Source organism: Mycobacterium scrofulaceum (genome assembly GCF_002086735.1).
GTDB lineage: Bacteria > Actinomycetota > Actinomycetes > Mycobacteriales > Mycobacteriaceae > Mycobacterium > Mycobacterium scrofulaceum.
In genome coordinates this window covers 366189-388076 of record NZ_MVIJ01000001.1, presented here as the reverse complement: position 1 = coordinate 388076, position 21888 = coordinate 366189, and the positions used below count along the sequence as shown (strand labels likewise).

At 69.0% G+C, this 21888-nt stretch carries 21 protein-coding genes and 1 tRNA gene; 15 read left to right on the top strand and 7 right to left on the bottom strand.

Annotated elements, in window-relative coordinates:
* The first annotated feature begins 259 nt into the window (after nt 1–259).
* On the top strand, nt 260–2899 hold the full coding sequence (gene glgP, locus BST44_RS01650) for an alpha-glucan family phosphorylase (protein WP_083174629.1): 2640 nt from the start codon (nt 260–262) through the stop codon (nt 2897–2899).
* Here the strand turns inward: glgP and BST44_RS01645 are convergent.
* Together BST44_RS01645 and BST44_RS01640 are read right to left on the bottom strand one after the other, a co-directional pair.
* Entirely contained in the window at nt 2883–4892 is a 2010-nt protein-coding gene (locus tag BST44_RS01645) for an ATP-dependent DNA helicase (protein ID WP_142274318.1), read from the bottom strand. The genes glgP and BST44_RS01645 overlap by 17 nt on opposite strands.
* A gap of 34 nt (nt 4893–4926) precedes the next feature.
* Nucleotides 4927–6240: a nicotinate phosphoribosyltransferase gene (locus tag BST44_RS01640; RefSeq protein WP_083174627.1), complete on the bottom strand. Its 1314-nt coding sequence runs from the start codon at nt 6238–6240 to the stop codon at nt 4927–4929.
* A gap of 67 nt (nt 6241–6307) precedes the next feature.
* Between BST44_RS01640 and clpS the strand changes: the two genes are divergently transcribed.
* From clpS to BST44_RS01600, 8 genes are all read left to right on the top strand, one after another.
* Entirely contained in the window at nt 6308–6613 is a 306-nt protein-coding gene (gene clpS, locus BST44_RS01635; RefSeq protein ID WP_083174625.1) for an ATP-dependent Clp protease adapter ClpS, read from the top strand.
* A gap of 25 nt (nt 6614–6638) precedes the next feature.
* Entirely contained in the window at nt 6639–7220 is a 582-nt protein-coding gene (gene aosR, locus BST44_RS01630) for an oxidative stress transcriptional regulator AosR (RefSeq protein WP_083174623.1), read from the top strand.
* Nucleotides 7221–7234: 14 nt separating this feature from the next.
* Nucleotides 7235–8278, top strand: coding sequence for a P1 family peptidase (locus BST44_RS01625; protein WP_083174759.1), 1044 nt, complete (start codon nt 7235–7237; stop codon nt 8276–8278).
* Between the two features lie 35 nt (nt 8279–8313).
* On the top strand, nt 8314–8994 hold the full coding sequence (locus BST44_RS01620; RefSeq protein WP_083174621.1) for a rhomboid family intramembrane serine protease: 681 nt from the start codon (nt 8314–8316) through the stop codon (nt 8992–8994).
* Nucleotides 8991–9806 carry a glutamate racemase gene (gene murI, locus BST44_RS01615; protein WP_083174619.1) on the top strand — a complete coding sequence of 272 codons (816 nt, stop codon included), beginning with the start codon at nt 8991–8993 and terminating at the stop codon, nt 9804–9806. Before BST44_RS01620 ends, murI begins: the two co-directional genes overlap by 4 nt.
* 78 nt (nt 9807–9884) lie before the next feature.
* The gene (locus tag BST44_RS01610; RefSeq protein ID WP_083174617.1) at nt 9885–10667 is read left to right on the top strand and encodes a cyclic nucleotide-degrading phosphodiesterase; all 783 of its coding nucleotides are present in this window, start codon (nt 9885–9887) and stop codon (nt 10665–10667) included.
* 22 nt (nt 10668–10689) lie between these two features.
* Nucleotides 10690–11469: a ribonuclease PH gene (gene rph, locus BST44_RS01605; protein WP_083174615.1), complete on the top strand. Its 780-nt coding sequence runs from the start codon at nt 10690–10692 to the stop codon at nt 11467–11469.
* 233 nt (nt 11470–11702) lie between these two features.
* On the top strand, nt 11703–12236 hold the full coding sequence (locus tag BST44_RS01600) for a DUF4395 domain-containing protein (protein WP_083174757.1): 534 nt from the start codon (nt 11703–11705) through the stop codon (nt 12234–12236).
* A 37-nt stretch (nt 12237–12273) separates the two neighbouring features.
* Here BST44_RS01600 and BST44_RS01595 read toward each other — a convergent pair whose 3' ends face one another.
* Nucleotides 12274–13374, bottom strand: coding sequence for a ferritin-like domain-containing protein (locus tag BST44_RS01595; protein ID WP_083174614.1), 1101 nt, complete (start codon nt 13372–13374; stop codon nt 12274–12276).
* A 227-nt stretch (nt 13375–13601) separates the two neighbouring features.
* Between BST44_RS01595 and rdgB the strand changes: the two genes are divergently transcribed.
* The gene (gene rdgB, locus BST44_RS01590) at nt 13602–14201 is read left to right on the top strand and encodes an RdgB/HAM1 family non-canonical purine NTP pyrophosphatase (RefSeq protein WP_083174612.1); all 600 of its coding nucleotides are present in this window, start codon (nt 13602–13604) and stop codon (nt 14199–14201) included.
* 35 nt (nt 14202–14236) lie between these two features.
* On the opposite strand, the gene BST44_RS01585 is transcribed toward rdgB, so the two are convergent.
* Genes BST44_RS01585 through BST44_RS01575 form a run of 3 tightly spaced genes read right to left on the bottom strand, consistent with a single transcriptional unit; the run spans nt 14237 to nt 15715 of the window.
* Nucleotides 14237–14578, bottom strand: a complete 342-nt coding sequence (locus tag BST44_RS01585; protein ID WP_083174610.1) for a DUF3817 domain-containing protein — start codon at nt 14576–14578, stop codon at nt 14237–14239.
* Nucleotides 14575–14955: a hypothetical protein gene (locus BST44_RS01580; protein ID WP_083174608.1), complete on the bottom strand. Its 381-nt coding sequence runs from the start codon at nt 14953–14955 to the stop codon at nt 14575–14577. Before BST44_RS01580 ends, BST44_RS01585 begins: the two co-directional genes overlap by 4 nt.
* 16 nt (nt 14956–14971) lie before the next feature.
* The gene (locus BST44_RS01575) at nt 14972–15715 is read right to left on the bottom strand and encodes an LAGLIDADG family homing endonuclease (RefSeq protein WP_083174606.1); all 744 of its coding nucleotides are present in this window, start codon (nt 15713–15715) and stop codon (nt 14972–14974) included.
* Between the two features lie 90 nt (nt 15716–15805).
* Between BST44_RS01575 and BST44_RS01570 the strand changes: the two genes are divergently transcribed.
* Nucleotides 15806–15889: transfer RNA gene (locus tag BST44_RS01570), tRNA-Leu, on the top strand.
* A gap of 77 nt (nt 15890–15966) precedes the next feature.
* Complete coding sequence (locus BST44_RS01565; protein WP_083174604.1) at nt 15967–16272, top strand: hypothetical protein; 306 nt, start codon at nt 15967–15969, stop codon at nt 16270–16272.
* On the opposite strand, the gene BST44_RS01560 is transcribed toward BST44_RS01565, so the two are convergent.
* Nucleotides 16269–16694 carry a thiol-disulfide oxidoreductase DCC family protein gene (locus BST44_RS01560; RefSeq protein WP_083174602.1) on the bottom strand — a complete coding sequence of 142 codons (426 nt, stop codon included), beginning with the start codon at nt 16692–16694 and terminating at the stop codon, nt 16269–16271. The genes BST44_RS01565 and BST44_RS01560 overlap by 4 nt on opposite strands.
* 90 nt (nt 16695–16784) lie before the next feature.
* On the opposite strand from BST44_RS01560, the gene BST44_RS01555 reads away from it, so the two are divergent.
* Genes BST44_RS01555 through BST44_RS01545 form a run of 3 tightly spaced genes read left to right on the top strand, consistent with a single transcriptional unit; the run spans nt 16785 to nt 21813 of the window.
* Complete coding sequence (locus tag BST44_RS01555; protein WP_083174600.1) at nt 16785–17498, top strand: TetR/AcrR family transcriptional regulator; 714 nt, start codon at nt 16785–16787, stop codon at nt 17496–17498.
* Entirely contained in the window at nt 17498–20077 is a 2580-nt protein-coding gene (locus BST44_RS01550; RefSeq protein ID WP_083174598.1) for an ABC transporter ATP-binding protein/permease, read from the top strand. Before BST44_RS01555 ends, BST44_RS01550 begins: the two co-directional genes overlap by 1 nt.
* Nucleotides 20074–21813, top strand: coding sequence for an ABC transporter ATP-binding protein (locus tag BST44_RS01545; RefSeq protein WP_083174596.1), 1740 nt, complete (start codon nt 20074–20076; stop codon nt 21811–21813). Before BST44_RS01550 ends, BST44_RS01545 begins: the two co-directional genes overlap by 4 nt.
* Nucleotides 21814–21888 lie beyond the last annotated feature (75 nt).

The following is a 21888-nucleotide window of genomic DNA, read 5'->3' as shown; positions in this document are numbered from 1 at the left end:
CGGTCCGCTTCGCGGGCACATCGTCGCCGGCTCATTGTGTGCGGACAAACCGCGGTTCGCTCCGTCGCGGATGCCTCTCGTCTGGCGAAACTCGTCTGGCGAAACTCCCTGCCGCGGGGAACTTCCTCTGCGGGGAAGCACCGTTGCGGCCCCAATAACTAACCGATACCCACCCTAGTGTCCGGTCACACCCTTCACGAGAAAAGCGGTCTCCACCGCCGCCGTGCACGGGGCGAAATCCTCAGTAAGGTAAGGACGCGTGAAAGCCCTCCGCCGCTTTACCGTCCGTGCTCACCTTCCCGAACGGCTGGCCGCCTTGGACCAGCTGTCGGCCAACTTGCGATGGTCGTGGGACAAGCCGACCCAGGAGTTGTTCGCGACCGTCGACGCGGAGCTCTGGGAGCGGTGCGGCTCCGATCCGGTGGCGTTGCTGGGCGCGGTTAACCCGGCGAGGCTCGACGAGTTGGCGCTCGACGAGGCGTTCCTCGGGCGGCTCGATCAGTTGGCCGCCGACCTGAACGACTACCTGAGCCGTCCGCTGTGGTATCAGCAGCAGCAGGCCGAAGGGCAGGCGCTGCCCACGGCCATCGCCTATTTCTCGATGGAGTTCGGCGTCGCCGAGGTGCTGCCGAACTACTCGGGCGGTTTGGGCATCCTTGCCGGGGACCACCTGAAGGCGGCCTCCGATCTCGGGGTGCCGCTGGTAGCGGTTGGGCTGTACTACCGGTCCGGGTATTTCCGTCAGTCGCTGACCGCGGATGGCTGGCAGAACGAGACGTACCCGTCGCTGGACCCACAGGGGTTGCCGTTGCGCCTCCTCACGGATGCCGCCGGCGACGCGGTCCTCGTCGAACTTGCGCTTCCCGACTCCGCCCGCCTGCACGCGCGAGTCTGGGTCGCGCAGGTGGGCCGCGTCCCGCTGCTGCTGCTCGACTCCGATGTCCCCGAGAACGAGCACGACCTGCGCAACATCACCGACCGCTTGTATGGCGGTGACCAAGAGCACCGGATGCGTCAGGAGCTGCTGGCGGGCATCGGCGGGGTGCGGGCGATCCGCGCGTTCACCGCCGTCGCGGGGTTGCCCGCGCCCGAGGTGTTCCACATGAACGAGGGGCACGCGGGATTCCTCGGAGCCGAACGCATCCGCGAATTGATGACCGAGCCCGGACTGGACTTCGACACCGCGCTGGCCGTCGTGCGATCCAGCACCGTGTTCACCACCCACACCCCGGTGCCCGCCGGTATCGACCGGTTCCCGATCGAGATGGTGCGGCTCTACTTCGACGGGCACGTCGGGGACGAGGCGGTTAAGAAGAAGGCCGGTGGCAAGAGCGAGCCCGCGCTGCTGCCGGGCGTGCCGACCGCCCGCATCCTGGCGCTCGGCGCCGAGGACGACCCGACGAAGTTCAACATGGCGCACATGGGCCTGCGGCTCGCGCAGCGGGCCAACGGCGTCTCGCTGCTGCACGGCGAGGTGAGCCGGGCCATGTTCAACGAGTTGTGGTCCGGGTTCGACGCGGACGAGGTGCCGATCGGGTCGATCACCAACGGAGTTCACGCGCGCACCTGGGCGGCGCCGCAGTGGCTGCAGTTGGGGCGCGAGCTGGCCGGATCGGACTCCTTCGGCGATCCCGGCGTCTGGTTGCGACTGAACCAGGTTGACGCGGGCCATCTCTGGTGGATCCGCTCGCAGCTGCGCTCGCTGTTGGTCGAGGACGTCCGACGCCGGTTGCGCAAATCGTGGCTCGAACGCGGCGCGTCCGACGCCGAATTAGGTTGGATCGCAACGGCTTTCGATCCCAACGTGCTCACCATCGGGTTCGCCCGCCGGGTTCCCACCTACAAGCGGCTGACGTTGATGCTGCGCGACCCGGAGCGGCTCGAGCGCCTGCTGCTCGACGAGGACCGGCCGATTCAGCTGATCGTCGCCGGGAAATCCCATCCGGCCGACGACGGCGGCAAAGCGCTGATCCAGCAGGTGGTGCGCTTCGCCGACCGGCCGGAGGTGCGCCACCGCATCGCGTTCCTGCCCGACTACGACATGTCCATGGCGCGGCTCTTGTACTGGGGTTGCGACGTCTGGCTCAACAACCCGCTGCGGCCCCTGGAGGCCTGCGGCACCTCCGGGATGAAGAGCGCGCTCAACGGCGGGCTGAACCTGTCCATCCGAGACGGCTGGTGGGACGAATGGTACGACGGCGAAAACGGTTGGGAGATACCGTCGGCCGACGGCGTGACCGACGAGGTGCGCCGCGACGACCTGGAGGCCAGCGCGCTCTACGACCTGCTGGAGCTCGCGGTTGCGCCCAAGTTCTACGAACGTGACGAACACGGGGTGCCGCCGAGGTGGATCGAGATGGTGCGGCACACCTTGCAGACGCTCGGCCCGAAGGTGCTGGCTTCGCGCATGGTGCGCGACTACGTGCAGCAGTACTACATCCACGCGGCGCAGTCGCTGCGCCGGATCGTCGGGCCCGCCGAGGACGGTGCGGACGGCGGCGAGTTCGGCGCGGCGCGCGAGGTGGCCGCCTATCGCCGGCGCGCCGAGCAGGCATGGCCCACCATCACCATCACCGACGTCGACAGCACCGGGCTGCCGGACACCCCGGTGCTCGGCTCCAAGCTCACCCTGACCGCCACCCTGGCGCTGGACGGGCTCGCGCCCGACGAGGTCACGGTCCAAGCGGTGGTGGGCCGGGTGGACGCCAGCGACGCGCTGCTGGATCCCGTCACCGTCGAGATGTCCTACACCGGCACCGCCGAGGGCGGCAACCAGGTGTTCTCGACCACCCTGTCGCTACCGCTGGCGGGGGCGGTCGGGTACACGGTGCGCGTGCTGCCCCGCCACCCGCTGCTGGCCTCCGCGACCGAGCTGGGCCTGGTCACCCTGGCCCGCTGACCTCGGCGGGCAGCCCCTCCGACGCGGCGCGTAGCCGCTCGAGCGCAGCGCGGACCTGCGCCGGGTTGGTGGTCTGCCAGAACGGCGGCAGCGAGGCGCTCAGGTAGCCGCCGTAGCCGGCGGTCACCATCCGCGAGTCGAGCACAGCGACCACTCCGCGGTCGGTGACGCGGCGCAACAGCCGGCCCGAGCCCTGCGCCAACAGCAACGCGGCGTGGCTGGCGGCGACGGCCATGAAGCCGTTGCCGCCGCGCGCGGCCACCGCGCGTTGCCGCGCGCCCAGCAGCGGGTCGTCCGGCCGCGGGAACGGGATGCGGTCGATGAGCACCAGGGACAGCGACGGCCCGGGCACGTCGACGCCCTGCCACAGCGACAGGGTGCCGAACAGCGAGGTTTCCGGGTCCGCGCTGAACTGCTCGACCAGCGCGGAGGTGCTGTCGTCGCCCTGGCACAGCACCGGTGTCGTCAACCGCTCGCGCATGGCCTCCGCGGCGGCCCGCGCGGCCCGCATCGACGAGAACAACCCGAGGGTCCGCCCGCCCGCCGCGGTGATCAGCTCGGCGATCTCCGTCAGCTGCTCGGCCGACCCGGTGCCGTCCCGGCCCGGTGGGGGCAGGTGGCCGGCCACGTACAGGATTCCGGCCTTGGCGTGCTGGAAAGGCGAGCCGACGTCGACGCCGCGCCAGGGCACTTCGGTATCGGCGGCGGTCAGGCCCCACGCCGCGGCCATCGCGTCGAAGGACCCGCCGATGGTCAGGGTCGCCGATGTCAACACCGTGGTGGAACGGGAGAACACCCGGTCGCGCAGCAGGCCCGCGACCGACAGCGGCGCCACCCGCAACACCGGGCGCATCGAGCCCCTGGTGTCCTCGTGGTCCAGCCACACCACCTCGGTGCGATCGGCGATCGCCGGGGCGAACGACGTCAGGACCCGCGAGGCCGTGTCGGAGATCTCGCTCAGACCCGCTACCGCTTCGGCGCGTGCCGCGGCCGCCTTCGCGTCGCTCGTGGTGTCGATCGCCGAGCGCGCCGCGCTCGCCGCATCGCGCAGGGCCGTCAGGTAGGTCGCGAGCTCTTCGTCGAGGCGGTCGATGCGGCCCGGGGTGCCGTCGTGGATCACGGCGGCGAAGTTGGCCGACGCCGCCTCCAGCCGCTGGGTCAGCTCCGAATTGACCAACCGGGCGATCCGTCGGGCCGCCACGCCCAGGGCGGCCGGCGTCAGCTCGCCGGTGGCCACCGACGTCACCCGGTCCACCAGCTCGTGGGCCTCGTCCACCACCAGCAGCGCGTGCTCGGGCAGCACCGCCGATTCGGCGACGGCGTCGATGGCGAGCAGTGCGTGGTTGGTGACCACGATGTCGGCCGCGCCGGCCCGCCCGCGCGCCCGTTCGGAGAAGCACTCCGAGCCAAACGGGCAGCGCGCCACGCCGACGCATTCCCGCGCCGAAACGCTGACCTGGGACCAGGACCTTTCGGGCACACCGGGTTTCAGGTCGTCACGATCACCCGACTCCGTCGTCGACGCCCAGGCGGTGAGCCGTTGGACGTCGCGGCCCAGCGCGGTGGCCGCCATGGGGTCGAAGAGCTCCTCCTGAGGCCTGCCCCCGTCGCCTTCCTCGGCATCGGCGCCGCCGTTGTGAATCTTGTTCAGGCAGAGATAGTTTCGCCGGCCTTTGAGCAGCGCGAACTGCGGGCGGCGCGGGAGCGTGTCGGCGATCGAATCGATGAGCCTGGGCAGGTCGCGGTCGACCAGCTGCCGTTGCAGCGCGATGGTCGCCGTGGAGACGACGACGGGTGAGTCGTCGTCGATGGCGCGCACGATCGCGGGCACCAGGTAGGCCAGCGATTTGCCGGTCCCCGTGCCGGCCTGCACGACGAGATGCTCGCCGGTTGCGAACGCCTGCGCGACGGCGTTGGCCATCTCGAGTTGGCCGCCGCGTTCACTGCCGCCCAGCGCGGCCACGGCGGTCGCCAGCAACTCGGGCACGGACACTTCGGACGTGGCTACCCTCTTTTGCTCTGCGGTGCTAATGGCGGCCTGCGGGGATCAGCGTGGTCGGGATCGCCGGGTCGCCCTGCGACAGGTTCAAACCCTCCCACGGAAGACTGCGCAGCCCGGAAGCTACCAGCTCCCGCGCCGCCGCCACACTCGGTTTGGCCACCACGTCGCCCTCGCGCACGAGCGGGACGGTCAACGGTCGCGACGGTTCGTTGACCGGCGGTCGGCGGCCGGCGGGGTGGACCAGCTCCTCGGTGACGATGCCCGACGCACGCGTCAGGCGCAGCGCCTCCTTGCGGCCGCCGCGGGATTCCTTGCGGCTGCTGCGCTTCTGCACCGGCATCCCGTCCACCTCGACCAGTTTGTAGACCATGTTCGCCGTCGGCGCGCCCGAACCCGTCACCAGGGACGTGCCGACGCCGTAACTGTCGACCGGTTCGGCGCCCAGGGCGGCGATGGAGAATTCGTCGAGGTCGCCGGAGACCACGATCCGCGTGCCGGTGGCTCCCAGCCCGTCGAGCTGGTCGCGCACCTGCCGGGCCAGGACGCCCAGCTCACCGGAGTCGATGCGGACCGCACCGAGCGACTCCCCGGCGGCGGCCACGGCGTTGGCCACGCCGGTCGTCACGTCGTAGGTGTCCACCAGCAGGGTCGTCTCGACGCCCAACGCGTCGACCTGGGCGCGGAAGGCGGCCAGCTCGGTCACTTCGGCGGGTTCCCCGGTCGCGTGCAGCATGGTGAACGCGTGCGCGGAGGTGCCCTCCACGGGGATCCCGTACCGGCGCTGCGCTTCGAGGTTGGAGGACGCGGCGAAGCCGGCGATGTAGGCGGCGCGCGCCGCGGCGACCGCCGCGTGCTCGTGGGTCCGGCGCGATCCCATCTCGATCAGCGGACGGTCCCTTGCCGCGCTGACCATTCGCGCCGCTGCCGACGCGACCGCGGTGTCGTGATTGAAGATCGACAGCGCCAGCGTCTCGAGCACGACGCATTCGGCGAACGTGCCGGTCACCGACAGCACGGGGGAGCCGGGGAAATACAGCTCGCCTTCGGCGTAGCCGTCGATGTCGCCGCGGAACCGGAAATCGCGCAAGTAACGCAACGTATCTGGGTCGAGGAAATGCGCCAGCGACTGGCACGCCTCGTCGTCGAAGCCGAACTGCGGCAACGCTTCGAGTAGTCGGCCCGTCCCGCAGACCACGCCGTAGCGGCGCCCCTCGGGGAGCCGTCGCGCGAACAATTCGAAGGTCGTCGGGCGATCGGCTGTGCCGTCGCGTAGCGCGGCCGCCAGCATCGTCAACTCGTACTTGTCGGTAAGCAGCCCAGTTACGACCGGGTCGTTCATTCCATAACGGTATCGGCTGCCGTCGGGTGCTCGGAAACCTCACCGGTCCCTCGGTATCGTGTAGAGCATGGTTGTTATGTCAGCGCCCACTAAGCCGGGCACTACAGGACAACGCGAGTCCGCTCCGGTAGACGCCACGGCGAGTCCCTGGGTCACCATCGTGTGGGACGACCCGGTCAACCTGATGACGTACGTGACCTATGTGTTGCAAAAGTTGTTCGGCTACAGCGAGCCGCACGCCACCAAGCTGATGTTGCAGGTGCACAACGAAGGCAAGGCGGTGGTGTCGGCCGGCAGCCGGGAGTCCATGGAAGTCGACGTGTCCAAGCTGCATGCCGCGGGTTTGTGGGCGACCATGCAGCAGGACCGGTGATCTTCGAGGGCTTCGGCGATTAACTGTGCGCAAATGGAAGCGCGTCGAGACCGCGGACGGTCCCCGTTTTCGGTCCGCCTTGGCCCCGCACGAGGCCGCGCTGCTGAAGAACCTTGCGACCGCCATGGTCGGGTTGCTCAACGAGCGTGAATCTTCTTCGCCCGCAGACGAACTGGAGGAGATCACCGGCATAAAGACGGGGAATAGCGATCCGCCGAAGGATCCGACGCTGCGCCGGCTGTTGCCCGACTTCGTCCACCCCGACGACGATGACGCCCCGGGTTCCGACGTCGCCGAGAGCCTCAACGCCGCGCTGCGCAGCCTGCACGAACCCGAAATCATCGACGCCAAACGCCTTGCCGCGCAACGGTTGTTGGACACCGTTCCCCACGACGGCGGGCGGTTCGACCTGACCGAGGACGATGCGAACGCGTGGGTGGCCGCGGTCAACGACATTCGGCTGACGCTGGGAGTCATGCTCGAGGTGGGGCCGGAGGGCCCGGAGCGCCTGCCCGATGACCACCCGCTGGCCATGCACTTCGACGTCTACCAGTGGCTGACTGTGTTGCAGGAATACCTGGTCTTGGTGCTCATGGGGCCGCGATGAGCGCCGGGGGCCGGATGAACGCCATCACCGACGTCGGTGGCATCCGCGTCGGTCACCATCACCGGCTCGACCCCGACGCGGCCATGGGCGCCGGATGGGCCCGCGGCGTCACCGTCGTGCTGACCCCGCCCGGAACCGTGGGCGCGGTCGATTGCCGCGGCGGCGCGCCCGGCACCAGGGAGACCGACCTGCTGGACCCCGCCAACACCGTCCGTTACGTCGACGCCGTGCTGCTCGCGGGCGGCAGCGCCTACGGCCTGGCCGCCGCCGACGGCGTGATGCGCTGGCTGGAGGAACGAGAACGCGGCGTGGCGATCGACGGCGGCGTGGTGCCCATCGTCCCGGGCGCGGTGATTTTCGATCTGCCCGTCGGCGGCTGGGGGCTTCGCCCGACGGCCGAGTTCGGCTACCGGGCGTGCGAAGCCGCCGCGGACGGCGAGGCCGCGCCGGCCGTCGGGGCCGTCGGCGCCGGCGTCGGGGCGCGCGCAGGGGTCTTCAAGGGCGGCGTCGGGACGGCGTCGACGATGCTGCCGTGCGGTGTCACCGTCGGAGCGGTGGTGGTGGTGAACTCCGCCGGCGACGTCGCCGACCGGGCCACCGGACTGCCGTGGATGGCGGACCTGATCCGGGAGTTCGGGCTGCGCCCACCGCCGGCCGAGCAGGTGGATGCCTTCGCGCAATTGCCGACCGCGTCGGGCGCGCTGGAGAACCCGCTCAACACCGTCATCGGGGTGGTGGCGACCGACGCGGCGCTGAGCCCGGCCGCGTGCCGGCGGGTTGCCGTCGCCGCCCAGGACGGCCTGGCGCACACCATTCGCCCGGCGCACACGCCGTACGACGGTGACACGCTGTTCGCGCTCGCGACCGGGGCGGTCGAGGTGCCACCCCCGCCCGACGCGCCGGGCTCGTTTTCGCCGGAGATGCGGCTGGCGGCCGAGGCGGGTGCCGCGGCGGCGGACTGCGTGGCCCGCGCCGTGCTGGCCGGAGTGTTCGCCGCCGATCCGGTGGCGGGGATCCCGACCTACCGCGATGTGTTGCCCGGGGCGTTCCCCCGATGAGATCCCGCCCGCCGTCGCGCCGGTAACCTGCAGCTATGGGTAAGACCACCCGGAGGCGACGTTCCGGCACACCGTCGGCTCAGCCGGGGCGGCCGGCGTGGGTCGTGGGCGGGGCCACGATCCTCACTTTCGTCGCGTTGCTCTACCTCATCGAGCTCGTCGACCAATTGACGCGGCACTCGCTGGACGCCAACGGCATCAGGCCGCTCGAGGCCCACGGCCTGTGGGGGATCGTGTTCGCCCCGGTCTTACACGCCAATTGGCAGCATCTGATGGCCAACACGGTCCCGCTGTTGGTCCTGGGATTCCTTATGACGCTCGCCGGGCTGAGCCGGTTCGTCTGGGCCACCGCGATCGTGTGGATCCTGGGCGGCTTCGGCACCTGGCTCATCGGCGACGTGGGCAGCTCCTGCGGGCCGACCGATCACATCGGGGCCTCCGGCCTGATCTTCGGTTGGCTCGCCTTTCTGCTGGTGTTCGGGATCTTCGTGCGCAGGTTCGTCGACATCGCGATCGGGCTGGTGGTGTTGTTCGCCTACGGCGGCGTGCTGCTGGGCGCCATGCCGGTGCTCGGCAGGTGCGGTGGGGTGTCGTGGCAGGGCCATCTCTGCGGCGCGATCGCCGGCGTCGTGGCCGCGTATTGGCTGTCCGCCCCGGAACGTAAGGCACGCGAGAAGACAAGGGCCGGCTCGGCCACGCCGCGAGCCAAGTCATGAGCTCGTCGCTGGCTCCCGTCGGGATCTTCGACTCCGGGGTCGGGGGTCTGACCGTCGCGCGGGCGATTATCGATCAGCTGCCCGACGAGGACGTCGTCTACGTGGGCGACACCGGCCATGGGCCGTACGGTCCGCTCACCATCCCGGAAGTCCGCGCGCACGCGTTGGCGATCGGCGACGACCTGGTGGGGCGCGGGGTCAAGGCGTTGGTGATCGCGTGCAACACCGCGTCGGCGGCCTGCCTGCGCGACGCGCGCGAGCGCTACGACGTGCCGGTCGTGGAGGTGATCCTGCCGGCGGTCCGGCGTGCCGTCGCCACCACGCGCAACGGCCGCATCGGGGTAATCGGCACGCAGGCGACCATCAACTCGCATGCCTACCAGGACGCGTTCGCCGCCGCGCGCGACACCGAGGTCACCGCGGTCGCCTGCCCACGCTTCGTCGACTTCGTCGAGCGCGGCGTGACCAGTGGCCGTCAAGTGCTCGGGCTGGCCGAGGGTTACCTCGAGCCGCTGCAACGCGCGCAGGTCGACACGCTGGTGCTCGGATGCACGCACTACCCCCTGCTGTCCGGGCTGATCCAGTTGGCGATGGGCGAGCAGGTGACGTTGGTGTCGAGCGCCGAGGAAACGGCGAAGGAGGTGCTTCGGGTGCTGACCGAACGCGACCTGCTGCGCTCGCATGACGCGCCGCCCGCTACCCGGGTCTTCGAAGCCACCGGCGATCCCGAGGCCTTCACCAAGCTGGCGGCGCGATTCCTGGGCCCCGCGGTCACCGGCGTGCAACCCGTTCACCACGCGCGGATCGACTAGCGGGCCGATGGCGGCGAGATTCTCATCACACCAATGCGGCGATGTTTTCGTCACGGTTGGATCGGGCATGGCACAGTAGTGTCCGTGCGAATAACCGTGCTCGGCTGCTCGGGCAGCGTGGTGGGGCCGGATTCGCCCGCGTCGGGATATCTGCTCCGGGCACCGGACACTCCGCCGTTGGTCATCGACTTCGGCGGCGGTGTTTTGGGCGCGCTTCAGCGGTTCGCTGACCCCGCCGCCGTGCACGTGCTGTTGTCGCATCTGCACGCCGACCACTGCCTGGATCTGCCCGGCCTGTTCGTGTGGCGGCGCTATCACCCGTCGCGCCCGGACGGCAAGGCGCTGCTGTACGGCCCGGGCGACACCTGGTCTCGGCTCGGGGCCGCGTCGTCGCCGTACGGAGGCGAAATCGACGACTGCTCAGACATTTTCGACGTTCGACACTGGGTCGACGGCGAACCGGTCAGCTTCGGCTCGCTGACGGTGACGCCCCGGGTGGTGGCCCACCCGACGGAGTCCTACGGGATGCGGATCACCGATTCCACCGGCGCGTCGTTCGTCTACAGCGGTGACACCGGCGTCTGCGACCAGCTTGTCGAGTTGGCCCGCGACGCCGACGTCTTTCTCTGCGAGGCCTCCTGGACGCACTCGCCGGATCGTCCGCCCGCTCTGCACCTGTCGGGCACCGAGGCCGGCAGGATCGCGGCGCAGGCCGGCGTGCGCGAGCTGCTCCTGACCCACATCCCGCCGTGGACCTCGCGCGAGGACGTGATCAGCGAGGCCAAGGCCGAGTTCGACGGCCCCGTGCACGCGGTGGTGTGCGGCGAGACGTTCGATATCCGCCGCTCTGAGAGGGTCTGAGCATCCGCGTTAGGGTGGCGTCGTGACCAGACGAGAAGACGGCCGCCTTGACGACGAGCTCCGCCCCGTAGTCATCACCCGCGGGTTCACCGACCACCCGGCGGGTTCGGTACTCATCGAATTCGGCCACACCAAGGTCATGTGCACCGCCAGCGTCACCGACGGGGTGCCGCGTTGGCGCAAGGGCTCGGGTCTGGGGTGGCTGACGGCCGAATACGCGATGTTGCCGTCGGCCACCCACACGCGTTCCGACCGCGAGTCGGTGAAGGGGCGACCGTCCGGGCGCACCCAGGAGATCAGCCGGCTGATCGGCCGGTCGCTGCGCGCCTGCATCGACCTGGCGGCGTTGGGGGAGAACACCATTGCCGTCGACTGTGACGTCCTACAGGCAGACGGCGGCACCCGCACCGCCGCGATCACGGGTGCTTTCGTGGCGCTGGCCGACGCCGTGACGTACCTGGCGGCCGCCGGCAAGCTCTCCGATCCCCGGCCGTTGTCGTGTGCCATCGCGGCGGTCAGCGTCGGGGTGGTCGACGGCCGGATCCGGGTGGACCTGCCGTACGAGGAAGACGCTCGGGCCGAGGTCGACATGAACGTCGTCGCCACCGACACCGGGACGCTCGTGGAGGTGCAGGGGACCGGCGAGGGGGCGACGTTCCCCCGCTCGACGCTGGACAAGCTGCTCGACGTGGCGCTGGCGGCATGCGACAAGTTGTTCGCCGCCCAACGCGAGGCGCTCGCGCTGCCGTACCCGGGCGAGTTGCCCGAGGGGGCCTCGCCGCCGAAGGCGTTCGGCAGCTGAGCCGGAGCTTGGTCGCCACCCTGGGCAACAGGTTGGCATCACTGCGTCTTGTCGCTGTCATGTCGACGGCTCAAAGTCCGAAGGCTCGCGCATTACCGTTCTGGTAAACTAATCAGCACTTATCAATTTGGCGAATGCCAATGTTTCACCCTCTTTAGGAACAATCGATGGTTAGTCGGCCGGTCCCACTCGAACATGCTTTTCTCAATACCCCGTGGTGGGCAATGGGACAGATGACGCAGTCACATACGGAACCGCGGATCAACGAAGTCGCGACCCGTGCGAGGGCCGGTTTGCTCAATATCATCTCGGCAATCACGATCGCGTTATTGCTTTTGCGCCCGGAAACCGATCCGGTGATCATCGTCGGCCCATTCGTGCTGTTCGATATGTTGGCCGCGGCGGTAACAGGCCTAACTCCGTTCAGCCCCACCGGCATTCTCGGCACGGCGCTGACCATGAACATTCGTCCGGTGTGGAAACCGACGCGGCCGAAACGCTTTGCCTGGTTGCTCGGTGCCGGTCTAGCGGCGACGTGTCTCGCCATGCGCCTCTTTGGGGCGTCGCCCGTAGCGATGGCGGCTGTCGTTGCGGTCTGTTTTGTCTTGACGTGGTCGGAGGCCACGTTGGGATTTTGTGTGGGCTGTTACATGCACAAGTTGATCTGGGGCTGCCAAGACTGCGAAGTCCCCTATGTCAGGGGAATTGCTTCCGGGCCGCCGATAAATGCGGAAACTTCGGCAATAAACTTGGAAAGTCGCGCGTAGCTCCGGCGAATCACCCGATCGTCGGACCTGGCCTGCGTTAGCTGGCGCCCGCCGCGATCACCTGGTCCACCTCGAGGGCGCGGTCGGCCATCTCGGCGTGTGCCTTGTCCAGAGCTTCGGCTTGGTCTTCGTCGGCCTTCATCAGAGCCTCGATGTCGAAGTTGGCCATGTCGTGGACACCCATGTCCCTGAACGCCTTCTGCACCTTGTCGCCCCACAACCCGATGTCCTTGACGATCGGCACGATGCGGCTGAACAGGTGCGAGCGGAACTGGATCATCAGCGGCGAGGTGTCGACCCACTCGGCACACGCCTTGACGTCCAAGCCGAGCGTCTCGAAGACCTCCTCGCCGCGGAACCGGTCACGCATCAGGTAGCAGGCGTCCACGACGAACTCCTCGCGCTCGTCCCGTTCGGCCTCGGTCAGCGCGGAGTAGTAGTCCTTGAGCGAGATCCGGCCGAAAGCGACGTGCCGGGCCTCGTCCTGCATGACGTAAGCCAGCACCTGTTTGGCCAGCGATTCCGGCGCGGCCATGTCTCGCAGGACGCCGAAGGCGGCGAGCGCTAGCCCCTCGATGAGCACTTGCATGCCGAGATAGGGCATATCCCAGCGCGAGTCGCGCAGGGTGTCGTCCAGCAGCGCGGTCAGGTGCTTGTTGATCGGGTAGACCACGTCCACCTTCTCCTGCAGGAACCGCGAGAACGCCTCGACATGCCGGGCTTCGTCCATGGTCTGGGTGGCCGCGTAGAACTTCGCGTCCAGGTCCGGGACGACCTCGACGATCTTGGCCGCGCACACCATCGCGCCCTGCTCGCCGTGCAGGAACTGCGAGAACTGCCAGGCCTGGAAGTGCTGGCGCATCTGAGAGCGGCGGGCGTCGTCTGCGGAGTCCCACATCGGGCTGCCGAACAACGGATGAAATTGGTCGGGCAGTCCGACGGGGTTCATCGGGTCGACGTCCTGCGCCCAGTCGATGCGCGACTGCGCGTCCCACTGCTTGTCTTTCCCCTTCTGGTACAGCGACAGCAGTCGGGCGCGCCCCTCGTCGTACTCCCAGGTGAAGCGCGCGTTGCCGGCGCTCGGGACTTCCCACGAGTACGGGGAGGGCACGTCGGTGTACTTGTCCCTCGTGGTCATGCGGTGCCCCTCTCTACCTGGTATGACCAGTGGTCATATGACGGGTATCACATTGCGCCGCGTTCGGCGGCGCTGTCAACCCCTTCCGACCGAGGACGGCTCGCGGGTCGGTGAGCCACATCTCTGGACCGTGCCGCAGGCGACGGTCGGCGCGGCCCGTGCGGCTAGTTTGTTGTCGTGTGCATGGTGGCTCTTGCGGAGGTGACGGCGATGCGTCGGATCAACCGGTGACCGAACTCCTGGTCGCGAGCCGGAACCCCAAGAAGCTGCGCGAATTGCGTCGGGTGCTTGACGCGACCGGCTTGACGGGGTTGACGTTGAGGTCTCTGCGCGACGTGCCGCCCTTCGAGGAGGCGCCCGAAACGGGCGCGACCTTCGAGGCCAACGCGTTGGCCAAGGCGCGGGACGCCTTCGCCGCGACGGGCCTGGCTTCGGTGGCCGACGACTCCGGTCTGGAGGTGGCCGCCTTGAACGGCATGCCCGGCGTGCTGTCGGCGCGCTGGTCGGGCACGCACGGCGACGACGCGGCGAACACCGCGCTGTTGCTGGCGCAGTTGCGTGACGTGCCCGACGACCGGCGCGGCGCTGCGTTCGTGTCCGCCTGCGCGCTGGCCGGGCCGTTCGGGGAGGTCGTCGTCCGTGGCGAGTGGCCCGGCAGCATCGCCCACGAACCGCGCGGCGACGGCGGCTTCGGTTATGACCCGGTCTTCATTCCCGACGGCTCCGATCGCACCGCGGCGCAGCTCAGCGCGGAGGAGAAGGACGCGATCTCCCATCGCGGTCGCGCGCTCGCGCTGTTGGTGCCGGCGCTCCGCGACCTCAGCTAGCGCCGGCCGAGCGTGAAGTCAGTTGCGCTCGAGCATCACAGCCCCAAGCGGGCCTTGACCTCCCTGGTCTGGAAGTGCTCGACGATGATGCCCAGCAGCGGGATCGTCCCGGCGAGCAGCACGCCGATCGTCTTGGGGATCGGCCACCGCACCTTGACCGCCAGGTTGAACGCGGCCAGAACGTAGATGAAGTACACCCAGCCGTGCACCACCTCGATCCAGCGGATCTCGTGGTGCAACACCAGGTGCGAGAAGATCTCGTAGCACAGCGCGATCAGCCAGAGACCCGTCGCCCACGCCATGACCCGGTAGGCGAGCAGCGCGGTGCGGATCTTCTCGACGGGGAACGCCGACGCCGATTTCTCCGGTGTGGTCATGCGGTGGTCCTGTTCTGTTTTTCGGTGTCTTGTTTGGCGAGCTCGGCGAGGTAGGCGTTGTACTCCGCCAACGCGGGATCGTCGGACGGCTGGCGGGTCGGCGCGGGGCGCTCGGGCAGCAAGCCGGCGGGTATCTCGGTGAGGGCGGCGTCCTGCTTGGGCTCCGGGGGCATCTCTTCATAACGCACGTATTTGCGGTACGCGTACACGCAGAACCAGGCGAACAGCGGCCACTGCAGCGCGTAGCCCAGGTTCTGGAACGTGCCCGAGACGGACTGGAATCGGGTCCACTGCCACCAGCCCAACGCCAGGCAACCGCAGGCCGCGACGATCACCAGGGCGATCAGCGCGGGCCTGCGACGACGTGTGGTGGACACCCCTTGACGGTACCGCTCACGATTTCGGTCCGACGAATTCGTCGAGGCGTGCGACCGCCGCCTTCCGGTACACGGCGATGACATACTCGCTTGGCCGAGTCCACGGGATACCGAGGTGGTCGAGCGCCGCGGTGAACAAGCCTCGGATGTCGTCCGACCGGTTCGAAAAGTGGTAACGGACGCTGCGGACCCCACGGTCGTTCGCCACCACCCGGCAGCCGTCGCTGTCGATGAGGCCGCGGATGAACTCTTCGGTGGCCCGGGTGACGAGCACTTTCTGCCATGGCTCCAGCCGAATTGGCCGCAGGTGCTTCCTGCCGGGGCCGTGTTGGGGCACCAGGCACGGCCAGTGCTTCGAGTACAGCGAGACTTCCGTGCAGTGACTGGCACGGCGCAGAATCGCGGCGTGTTGTCCTGGCATGAGCACGTCAATTGCTCTTCGGCAGCGGTCGATGATCTCTGGGTATTTGTCGTCAAGAGTGATTCTCAACCGCCAGACGCGACCGCTCTTCGAGATGCAGCCGTCGCCGAGATACAGCCCCAATACGTAGCAGTACGCGGCCGGGGGGAGGGCGGCGAACTCATGCTGAACGTTGCAAGGGGAGGATCCGCCCGGACTCCGTAGTCGGATCGGTGATCCGCAATACCGCCAACCCCAGATGGTCCGGCGCGGTATGCCTGTCTGTCGCGCGATCGCGCAATCGTTCAAGCCCTGTGCGACCAGATTGCGCACCGCTTCGAACTCTTCGGCGGGTCGCATCTCCGTGCCTCCTTTAAGCCTTGATGAACTCACAGTAAGGGCGACCGCCGACAGGTTCGTCCAGGCACTGAGCGGTACGATCGGCACGCCGCGGGCGTGATGAAATTGGCAAACATGCCGGCTTTAGGTGCCGGTGCTCGTGAGAGCTTGAGGGTTCGAGTCCCTCCGCCCGCACTGGTGCTCGGCCATCGCGAAGCGTTAAACCCTCTGTGTGGGGTACATGCACTGCACCGGGACGCAAGGGAGACGCCATGGCCACCGAAAACCAACGCGAGCACGCCCTTACCGCGGAAGATGCCGAACATGCCGAGCGCAGAGCCGGTGAGGCTCGGGAACGCGCCGCACACGCTGGGCTTTCGGCCGCTCGTAGCTTCGAGGAATCAGCGCGCAAACACGAAGAAGTGGCACGGGTGCAAGACCGGGCCGTCGAGCAAGGGGTGTCGCATGTGGGCATTCATCGCGATTCGGCGGCCCATCATCGCGAATTCGCGGCCGAGGATCGCAAGCTGGCCGAGCTCAAGCGAAAAGAGTCCGAGGCCGACCTGGCCGTCGATTAGGCGTCCAGGAAACGCGCGCGAACTTCCGGCGGGGGGAGCGGGCACGTGTCGTACTTTCCGAAGATGCGGTAGCGGACGCCCGCGAACTTGTCGTAAAGCCAGTCGCGCACGGGCGCCGGGATGATTCGGGCAACCCCAAACAGCTTCCACGGCCCGCCGAGGTAATCGACTACTCGCAAGGCGGCGGCGGACCGGACGGCCACGCGCTCCTCCGGCTGCCCGGGTTGATCGACGAACACCACTGAATCCACGTCTTCGATGGTGGGGTGCCGCGCACAGACAGCCTGTGCGTAGTCGCTGTCCAGGGCCGCGAAGCGCAGGGTGCCCTGGGGATCGAACCGAAGGATCGTCCGCACCGCCGAGTTGCAGACGCCGCAAACACCGTCGTAGAGCAAGACGGGGGGCACCGGTTCACCGCTCACAGCTCCAGGCTACGGCGACGCCGGCCGCCCGGGTTGACCTTCGGTAAGGTAACCCTTAGTTTGTGGGGGTAACTAACCGGGAGGTGGCGGATGCCGACTGTGGCGCCTCGTCAAGGTGGGCGACCGCCGCTTATCGCGCTCGATGACGTCATCGCGATCGGGCGCGACCTGGGCATGCGGCGGCTGAGCGTCAACGCCGTCGCGTCGCGGCTCGGCGTCTCGGCGACCGCGCTCTACCGCCACGTCGAAAGCCGATGGGAGCTCGAGCGGTTGGTCGGCGAGAGCCTGCTCGCCGAACTCGACCTTCGCGACGATCCCGGCGCGGACACCGAACGGCACCTGATGTCGTTCGCGCTGCAGCTGCAAAGCTTCACCGCCGAGCACCCCGGGCTGGCGTCATACCTTCAGGTGCTGTTTCCGCGCGGCGACGCCGGCCGGCGGCTGCTGGCGACCGAGGTCGAGGCGCTGACCCGGCGCGGTCATTCCGCGGACGCGGCCATGGTGTTGAGCAGCGCGGTGGCCACGCTGGCGATCAGTCTGGCCGCCCGCGAGGAGAGCAACGCCAACACGACGGGTGGGGACCAGGCCGGCGGCTTCGCGCAGGAACGCGACGCGGTCGCCGACGGGTTGTCCGATGATCCGCGCCTCGGTGCCGCCTGGGCCGGGTTGCCTGAGGCGTCGAGTTCTGAATTCGTGCGGCTGTTGCTCGCCGCCTCGATCCGGGGGCTGGTGGGGCTGATCCCGCCGGGCCGCCCGTTCGCCGAAGTCGCCGCGGAATTGAACGCCCCAAGAAAGGACAGCTGATGGCACGGGGGTTCCAGGGTGCGATGCTGCGGGGCTTCGGCGCGCGTGACCACGTCGCGACGGTAACCGAAACCGTCCAGCTTGCACCGCATTTCGTACGTGTACGGATGACGTCGCCGACGTTGTTCGAAGACGTGGACGCCGAGCCCGCCGCCTGGTTACGGTTCTGGTTCCCCGACCCGGACGGGTCCAACACCGAATTCCAGCGCGCCTACACCATCTCCGAGGCGGACGTCAGCACCGGCCGATTCGCCGTCGACGTCGTGCTGCACGAGCCCGCCGGCCCGGCGTCGAAATGGGCGCGCACGGTGCAACCGGGCGCCACGATCGCCGTGATGGCGCTCATGGGCTCGTCGCGTTTCGACGTGCCCGACGAACAGCCGGCCGGCTATTTGCTGATCGGTGACTCCGCGTCGATCCCGGGTATGAACGGCATCATCGGGGTCGTCCCCGACGACGTGCCGATCGAGATGTATCTCGAGCAGCACGACGACAATGACGTCCTGATCCCGCTCGCCGAGCACCCCCGTCTGCACGTGCACTGGGTCGCGCGGCGTGACGCGAGATCGCTTGCGGCGGCGATCGACAGCCGCGATTGGTCCAACTGGTATGCGTGGGCGACGCCCGAGGCCGCCGTGCTCAAGCACGTGCGGACGCGGCTGCGCGACGAGTTCGGCTTCCCCAAGTCCGTGATCCACGCCCAGGCCTACTGGAGCGCCGGGCGTGCGATGGGCACCCAGCGTGGTGACGAAGCAGCAGATGCGAAGGCAGTTGCGCCCCAACGTCATCCGGTGACCCAGGCGCCCGTCCCGGCATTCCGCGGCAGCTGGCGCGCCCAGGCCGCCGGCCGGTTGCTCGCACCGCTACGCCCGACGCTGATCCTGTCGGGCGTGTTGCAGGCGGTGATCACCGTGGTACAGCTGGCGCCGTTCGTGCTCCTGGTCGAGCTGGCCCGCCTGCTGGTGGGCGGGGCGCCCGCATCGCGACTGTGGGACGTCGGGATCGCGGCCGTCGCGCTGCTGGGAACGGGTGCCCTCCTCGCCGCGGCCCTCACGCTCTGGCTGCACGTCGTCGACGCGCGGTTCGCCGCCGACCTGCGTTCACGGCTGGTGCGCAAGCTGTCTCGATTGCCGCTGGGCTGGTTCACCGAGCGCGGATCGGGGGCGATCAAGCAGCTGCTGCAGGACGACACCCTGTCGCTGCACTATCTGGTCACCCATGCGATCCCCGATGCCGTCGCGGCGGTGATCGCGCCGGTGGCGGTCCTGGTCTATCTGTTCGTCGTCGATTGGCGGGTCGCGCTCGTGCTGTTCCTGCCGGTCCTGGTCTACCTGGTGTTGACGTCGTCGCTCACCATTCAGTCGGGCCCGCGCATCCCGCAATCGCAGCGTTGGGCCGAGAAGATGAGTGGCGAGGCCGGCGCCTACCTGGAGGGCCAGCCGGTGATCCGGGTCTTCGGTGGCGCGGCCGCGTCGAGCTTCCGGCGCCGACTGGACGAATACGTCGAGTTCCTCGTCTCCTGGCAACGCCCATTGGCCGGCAAGAAGACGCTGATGGACCTGGTCACCCGGCCCTCGACCTTCCTGTGGCTCATCGTCCTCGCGGGCACCCTGCTCACGGTCACCGGCCGGATGGATCCGGTGAACCTCCTGCCGTTCCTGTTGTTGGGCACCACATTCGGCGCGCGACTGCTCGGCATCGCATACGGGGTGGGCGGTATCAGCGCCGGCATGTTGGCCGCGCGGCGTCTGCAGAACACCCTCGACGAGCCGGAGCTCGCCGTGGCAGAGCAAGACCGGCCCGCGGATTCGTCGGCGACGGTGGTCTTCGACGAGGTCAGCTTCGGCTACCGCCCGGGTGTTCCGGTGATTCAAGGCGTGACGCTGACGCTGCGGCCCGGCACGGTCACCGCCCTGGTCGGCCCGTCCGGGTCGGGCAAGTCGACGCTGGCCGCCCTGCTGGCGCGGTTCCACGACGTCGATGGCGGCGCGATCCGCGTTGGGGGGCAAGACATCCGGTCGATGACCGCCGAGGAACTCTATGCGAAGGTCGGCTTCGTCCTACAGGAAACGCAGCTGGTTCACGGCAGCGTCGCCGACAACATCGCGCTGGCCGTGCCCGACGCCACCGCGGCACAGATCGAGGAGGCGGCGCGCGGAGCGCAGATCCACGACCGCATCACGCGATTGCCGGATGGCTACGACACCGTGCTGGGTGCGGGCACCGGCCTTTCGGGAGGGGAACGGCAACGGCTGACCATCGCCCGCGCGATCCTGGCCGACACGCCCGTGCTGATCCTCGACGAGGCCACCGCGTTCGCCGATCCGGAATCGGAATACCTTGTGCAGCAGGCGCTCAACCGGTTGACGCGGGATCGCACCGTGCTGGTGATCGCCCACCGGCTGCACACCGTCACCGGCGCCGACCAGATCGTCGTGCTCGACCACGGCCGGATCGCCGAGTGCGGCACGCACGACGAGTTACTGGCGGCCGGCGGGCGGTACCGACGGCTGTGGGACGGTGGCCGCCGCGTCGACCGGGTCGGGGCCGCCACCGCGGTTGGGGAGGGGGCCCGATGATCCGCACGTGGCTGGGCCTGGTGCCCGCGCACCGCCGGCCCAGGGTCGTCGCCTACGCCGCGCTGGCGGTCCTGTCCGTGGTGGCGCGCGCGGCGGCCACCGTCCTGCTGGTGCCGCTGGTGGGCGCGCTGTTCAGCGCCGAGCCCCGCCGCGCGCTGGCCTGGCTGGGCTGGCTCACCGCCGCGACGGCGGCCGGATGGGTGGTCGACACCGCGACGGCGCGCATCGGCTTCGACCTCGGGTTCGCCGTCCTCGACCACAGCCAGCACGACGTGGCGGACCGGTTGCCCGCCGTGCGGCTGGACTGGTTCACCGCCGAGCACACCGCGACGGCGCGGCAGGCGATCGCCGCCACCGGGCCGGAATTGGTCGGCCTCGTCGTCAACCTGCTGACCCCGCTGACTTCCGCCATCCTGCTGCCCGCCGCCATCGCGGTGGCCTTACTGCCGATCTCTTGGCCGCTCGGGATCGCCGCGCTGGGCGGCGTACCGCTGCTCTTGGGTGCGTTGTGGGCGTCGGCGCGACTGGCGCGGAGCGCCGACGCCAGGGCCGACGAGGCCAATGGCGCGCTCACCGAACGGATCATCGAATTCGCCCGCACCCAGCAGGCGTTGCGGTCCGCGCGGCGGGTGGAGCCGGCGCGCAGCCTGGTCGGCGACGCGCTGGCCGCGCAGCACGGGGCGACGATGCGGCTGTTGGCCATGCAGGTTCCGGGCCAGCTGCTGTTCAGCCTGGCCAGCCAGCTGTCGCTGATCCTGCTGGCGGGGGCCACCGCGGCGCTGACGGTGAACGGGGCGGTGACGGTCCCCGAGGCGATCGCCTTGATCGTCGTGATCGTGCGTTACCTGGAGCCGTTCACCACGATCAGTGAACTGGCGCCCGCCCTGGAGAGCACCCGCGCCACTCTCGACCGCATTCGCTCGGTTCTCACCGCGCCGCTGATGACCGCCGGCGCCGCCGCACTGCCCGACCCGGCCGCGGCGCCCCGCATCGAGTTCGACGACGTCGAATTCCGTTATGCCGGAGCGAGCGCACCGGTCCTCGACGGGGTGAGTTTCGTTTTGCAGCCGGGCGGCACGACGGCGATCGTCGGGCCGTCGGGATCGGGCAAGAGCACGATCCTGGCGTTGATCGCCAGCCTGCACGAGCCCACCCGGGGGCGCGTCCTGATCGACGGCGTCGACGCGGCGACACTGGACGCCGAAACCCGCCGGGCGGCGAGCAGCGTGGTGTTCCAACACCCCTACCTGTTCCACGGGTCGGTCCGCGACAACGTGTCCGCCGGGGATCCCGGCGCCGCGGACGACCGGTTCAACCGCGCGGTCGCCCTGGCCCGCGTCGACGAACTCGTCCGCCGGCTGCCCGACGGCGCGGACACGATCGTCGGCGAAGCCGGCTCCGCGCTGTCCGGCGGTGAACGCCAACGGGTCAGCATCGCGCGGGCGCTGCTCAAACCGGCGCCGATACTGTTGGTCGACGAGGCGACCAGCGCCCTGGACACCGAGAACGAGGCCGCTGTGGTGGACGCGCTCACCCTCGACACCCGCCGACGCACCCAGGTGATCGTGGCGCACCGGTTGGCCAGCATCCGGCACGCCGACCGCGTCCTCTTTCTGGACGACGGCCGGGTCGTCGAGGACGGAACGGTCGACGAATTGCTCGCAGCGGGTGGACGTTTCGACGAGTTCTGGCGCCAGCAGCACGAAGCCGCCGAATGGCGCATTCTGGCCGACTAAACCGCCGTGGTTGGCCGCGGCACTTGCGGTATGCCTTACAGTTTGTCAGTCGGGCAGAGCTGTCCGGGTACAGGA

Coding starts and splice junctions, on each gene's coding strand:
- BST44_RS01545 (WP_083174596.1), top strand. CDS start 20,074: ATGATCCGCACGTGGCTGGGCCTGGTGCCCGCGCACCGCCGGCCCAGG.
- BST44_RS01550 (WP_083174598.1), top strand. CDS start 17,498: ATGGCACGGGGGTTCCAGGGTGCGATGCTGCGGGGCTTCGGCGCGCGT.
- BST44_RS01585 (WP_083174610.1), bottom strand. CDS start 14,578: ATGACCACACCGGAGAAATCGGCGTCGGCGTTCCCCGTCGAGAAGATC.
- clpS (WP_083174625.1), top strand. CDS start 6,308: ATGGTTGTTATGTCAGCGCCCACTAAGCCGGGCACTACAGGACAACGC.
- murI (WP_083174619.1), top strand. CDS start 8,991: ATGAGCTCGTCGCTGGCTCCCGTCGGGATCTTCGACTCCGGGGTCGGG.
- BST44_RS01555 (WP_083174600.1), top strand. CDS start 16,785: ATGCCGACTGTGGCGCCTCGTCAAGGTGGGCGACCGCCGCTTATCGCG.
- BST44_RS01620 (WP_083174621.1), top strand. CDS start 8,314: ATGGGTAAGACCACCCGGAGGCGACGTTCCGGCACACCGTCGGCTCAG.
- BST44_RS01565 (WP_083174604.1), top strand. CDS start 15,967: ATGGCCACCGAAAACCAACGCGAGCACGCCCTTACCGCGGAAGATGCC.
- BST44_RS01575 (WP_083174606.1), bottom strand. CDS start 15,715: ATGCGACCCGCCGAAGAGTTCGAAGCGGTGCGCAATCTGGTCGCACAG.
- BST44_RS01600 (WP_083174757.1), top strand. CDS start 11,703: ATGACGCAGTCACATACGGAACCGCGGATCAACGAAGTCGCGACCCGT.
- BST44_RS01625 (WP_083174759.1), top strand. CDS start 7,235: ATGAACGCCATCACCGACGTCGGTGGCATCCGCGTCGGTCACCATCAC.
- BST44_RS01640 (WP_083174627.1), bottom strand. CDS start 6,240: ATGAACGACCCGGTCGTAACTGGGCTGCTTACCGACAAGTACGAGTTG.
- BST44_RS01595 (WP_083174614.1), bottom strand. CDS start 13,374: ATGACCACGAGGGACAAGTACACCGACGTGCCCTCCCCGTACTCGTGG.